Origin of the sequence: Streptomyces sp. W16 (assembly GCF_033194735.1) — a bacterium.
In the GTDB taxonomy this organism is placed as follows: Bacteria; Actinomycetota; Actinomycetes; order Streptomycetales; family Streptomycetaceae; genus Streptomyces.
Window position 1 is genome coordinate 1 of sequence record NZ_JAWOAI010000786.1, and the last position, 3,365, is coordinate 3,365.

Genomic DNA, 3,365 nt, shown 5'->3' on the forward strand with positions numbered 1-3,365 from the left:
CCCGATCTCGCGCGGGCGCCGACGTGGTCGTCGTCTCGCTGCGCTGGGGCACGCAGGGCCAGGACGCGCCCGACCCGCAACAGGTGGCGCTGGCAGGGGAACTGACCGCCGCCCGCACCGGCGGTCGCCCCGACATCGACCTGATCCTCGGCACCCACGCCCACACCCCGCAGGCGTACGAGAAGGTCAACGGCACCTGGGTGGTCTACGGGCTCGGCGACCAGGTCACCGGCGAGATGTACGACAACGCGGGCACCCAGGACCCCGGCGGCAACACGAGCACCATCGCCCGCTTCACCTTCGTACCGCCTGTCCGGCCCGGCGCGCGGTGGGAGGTGGCCAGGGCGGAGTTCGTCCCGCAGCTGTTCGACATCGACGCGGGCCGGGTCGTCGACGTCAATCAGGCGATCGCCCAGGGCGCCGAGCTGACCGGGGACCGCGACCGCATCCGCGAGGTGGTGCTCGGCCGGGGAGCGGCGAAGGACGGGCTGGTGATGGGGAAGTAGCGGACGGTCAGTCCACGTCCACATGGTCGAAGGTCCTGAGGATCTCGGTGAGCACCCGCACGCACGCGCTGACCTCGGCGTCGGTCAGGGCGCCGCCGACCTGGCGGTTCAGGGAGTGCTCACGGCCGAGGACGGACGTGATGACGGCCCGCCCCTCCTCCGTGAGCTCGATCAGGGAGGACCGCTGGTGCGCGGGGTTGGGCGTGACCTCCACCCAGCCGTGGACCGCCGCCTCGTTGGCCATGCGCTGCACGAACTGCCGGCTCAGGGCCTGGACCCGGCCCATCTGAGGCACCGTCATGGGCCCGTGCTGCCGCAGTAGATCCAGTACGGCGCGTACACCGACGGAGACCCCCTCGACCGGTTCGCCCTGCTCGACCTTGCGCAGGGCGCGCCGGTAGAGCGGGCCCACCAGGTCGAACACCTCGGTGAGGCGGTGGCCGAGTTCGTCGGGGGAGAGGGGAGTGGAGTCGTTCACGGGCTCATCATGACACCTGGGTTGCCAAACCAACTCTCAAGATGACACCTTGGTTGTCATGACAGCTGCTTCGGAACTTGCTTCGGAACTGAGCTTCTTCGCATCTGCCGACGGGGACCTGGCCTACCGCGACGTGGGCACCGGCGACCCCGTGGTCCTCCTCCACTCCGGCTTCGCCGACCACCGCGTCTTCGACGACCAGATACCGGCCCTCGCCGCCGACTTCCGCGTCATCGCCCCCGACATCCGCGGCCACGGCTTCTCCGCCAACGCGAGCAGGCCGTTCCGCTGGGCCGACGACCTCGCCGCACTGCTGCGCCACCTCGACCTCGGGCCCGCGGTCCTGGTCGGCCTGTGCATGGGCGCGGCCGTCGCGACGGACACCGCGCTGGAACACCCCGAACTGATCCGCGCGGTCGTCGTCAGCGGCGCCGGGACCAGCGCGTTCGAGTACAAGGACGCACGACTGCTGGAGCGTCAGTCCCGAATCGGACAGCTCCTGGGCGCCGGCGACATCGCGGGCTGGCTGGACGAGTTCGCCCAGGGAGTGGCGGGCCCGCACCGCACGACGGAGGAGGTCGACCCGTCGGTCACCCGACGCCTGCGCGAACTCACCGCGCACACGCTCGCCAAGCACACACCGGGCGAGCGGGACTGGCACGTCCCGCTGGACGACCCCTGGCCGCGCGTCCCGAAACTCGACGCTCCGGTCCTCGCGATCCACGGCGCCCTCGACTGGCCCGACAGCATCGCCATGGCGAACCGCTTCGCCGACACGGTCCCGAACGGCCGCACCACGACGATCGAGGGCGTCGGCCACTACCCGAACATGGAGAAGCCCGAGGAGTTCAACACGATCCTCGGGGAGTTCCTGCGCTCCCTCTGACGGAGCCCTACGGCACCACCGTCACCGGCCAGCGCCCCGCCTTCACCAGCCGCACCGCGACCGACCCGATGATCCGGTGGCCGGCCGATTCGGAGGCGCCGACGACGACCGCGTCGGCCTTGAGCTGGTCGGCGGCCTTCACCAGGCCGCCGTAGGGGTCGCCGCGGAACGTGTGGAACTCCCAGCGGATGTCGAATATCCCCTTCACCCGCTCGGTCTCGTGCCGGATCTGGGCGACGAGGTCCTCGGCGATCTCGTCGGTCGTCTCGGCGACCGGTGCCCCCATGGCCGCGCCCGCCGCCAGCACCGGCTGCACGTACACCATGGCGAGCAGTGCGTGCTGGCGCCGGGCCAGCCCGGCGGCGTATGCCGCGGCGCGGAACGAGGACTCGGAGCCGTCCACGCCCGCCACGATGACCTTCGGCCCGTCCGTGCCCCGCTCGAACTCAGTTGAGTGCTGTTCCGTCACGGCTGTGAGGCTATCGGAACCCGCAGGTCCCGAACCCGCCCGGGACCGCTCGACAGGCGCACCGCCTGCCCTGTTCCTACAGTCGGAAGCATGACCGCCACCGTCGAGGGTGCCAGGGCCAAGGACACCACGGGCCCGATACGACCGCCCGGCCACGGCTTCCTCAGCAGGGTGCCCGAGGGCTTCGCGACCTTCTTCGGCGCCCTCGGCCTGCTCTGCGTCCTGCTGGCCTTCATCGCCCCGCTGCGCCGCGTCCTGCGCCCCGTGGTCCGCTTCCTCGACCTCCTCATCGTCCCCGTCAGCGCCAACCTCGCCTACGCCGTCTTCCTGTTCCTGCTGGCCGCCGCGACCGCCGCCCGCAAGAAGATCGCCTGGTGGCTGGTCGTCGTCTATCTGGGCCTCCTGGTCCTGACGGACGTCCTCGGCGTGGCCCTCGGCCTGTACGCCGAGTCCCTCCCGTCCCTGATCGTCTGCGCCCTGCTGCTGGTCCTGCTGATCGTGGCCCGCAGGCAGTTCTACGCCGCCTCCCGCCGCGCGGCCGTACGACGGGCCCTCGCCGTCCTGTTCGCCGGGCTGGCCGTGGCGATCCTGGCCGGCTGGGGACTGGTCGCCCTGTTCCCCGGCACCCTCCCCACGAGCCAGCACCTGGGCTGGGCCGCCGACCGGGTCTGCGGCGGCCTGGTCTCCGGCCGCTCCTTCGACGGCCGCCCGCCCCGCGCCCTGTTCTTCCTGCTCGGCCTGTTCGGCGCGCTCGCCCTCCTCAACGCGGCCACCGTCCTCTTCCGCTCCCAACGCCTCGAAGCGGCCCTGCACGGCGACGAGGAGGCCCGCATCCGCGCCCTCCTGAAGGCCTACGGCGGCCAGGACTCCCTCGGCTACTTCGCCACCCGGCGCGACAAGGCCGTCGTCTTCTCACCCACCGGCAAGGCCGCCGTCACCTACCGCGTCGAGGCCGGCGTCTGTCTCGCCAGCGGCGACCCGGTCGGCGACCGCGAGGCCTGGCCGCACGCCATCGCCGCCTGGCTC

Annotated in this window: 5 protein-coding genes; 3 read left to right on the forward strand and 2 right to left on the reverse strand. The window is 71.8% G+C overall.

The annotated features are described in order from the left end of the window. Positions 1-506, forward strand: a 506-nt coding sequence (locus R6V09_RS49195; protein ID WP_317887942.1) for a CapA family protein, incomplete at its 5' end; no start/stop codon positions are given. A 7-nt stretch (positions 507-513) separates the two neighbouring features. Here R6V09_RS49195 and R6V09_RS49200 read toward each other — a convergent pair. Continuing rightward, the gene (locus R6V09_RS49200) at positions 514-984 is read right to left on the reverse strand and encodes a MarR family winged helix-turn-helix transcriptional regulator (protein ID WP_317887943.1); all 471 of its coding nucleotides are present in this window, start codon (positions 982-984) and stop codon (positions 514-516) included. Positions 985-1,042: 58 nt separating this feature from the next. Between R6V09_RS49200 and R6V09_RS49205 the strand changes: the two genes are divergently transcribed. Next, entirely contained in the window at positions 1,043-1,870 is an 828-nt protein-coding gene (locus R6V09_RS49205; protein ID WP_317887944.1) for an alpha/beta fold hydrolase, read from the forward strand. A 7-nt stretch (positions 1,871-1,877) separates the two neighbouring features. Here R6V09_RS49205 and R6V09_RS49210 read toward each other — a convergent pair whose 3' ends face one another. Beyond that, positions 1,878-2,339: a universal stress protein gene (locus R6V09_RS49210; protein WP_317887945.1), complete on the reverse strand. Its 462-nt coding sequence runs from the start codon at positions 2,337-2,339 to the stop codon at positions 1,878-1,880. Positions 2,340-2,429: 90 nt separating this feature from the next. Here R6V09_RS49210 and R6V09_RS49215 point away from each other — a divergent pair. Then, positions 2,430-3,365, forward strand: a 936-nt coding sequence (locus R6V09_RS49215) for a phosphatidylglycerol lysyltransferase domain-containing protein (protein ID WP_317887946.1), incomplete at its 3' end; no start/stop codon positions are given.